The 314-nt window shown below is 37.3% G+C and carries 1 protein-coding gene; it reads right to left on the bottom strand.

Annotated features, from left to right (window positions below; all coding sequences use genetic code 11):
- The coding region (locus PL9214_RS31800) for a DUF8696 domain-containing protein (RefSeq protein ID WP_186440513.1) at positions 1-314 on the bottom strand (314 nt) is incomplete at both ends.

Raw genomic sequence — 314 nt, 5'->3', positions numbered from 1 at the left:
ACATTAGTAACAACAGAAGTCGGACTACTATTAACCGTTTCTGCTGTTCCTAATAGGTCAGTATAACTAACTTTGACCTGTACCTTTTTCCCCACTTGGGTTTGAGATAAGGTAAAGGTATTATTAGTCGCTCCACTAATATCACTCCAGGTGACTCCATTATCGGCTGACTCTTGCCATTGATAATTTAATGTGCCTAAACCATCTGCATCTGCTAAGGTATTGGTTGCAGTTAAAATTTGATTTTGTGTTGCTGTTCCTGTAATACTAACATTACCTGTGGGTAAGTCGTTAATATTAGTAATAACAGAAGT

The sequence above is a fragment of the Planktothrix tepida PCC 9214 genome, from assembly GCF_900009145.1.
GTDB classification, from domain to species: Bacteria; Cyanobacteriota; Cyanobacteriia; order Cyanobacteriales; family Microcoleaceae; genus Planktothrix; species Planktothrix tepida.
Note: the sequence above shows the minus strand (reverse complement) of the source record. Positions and strands in the feature narration are given on the sequence as shown.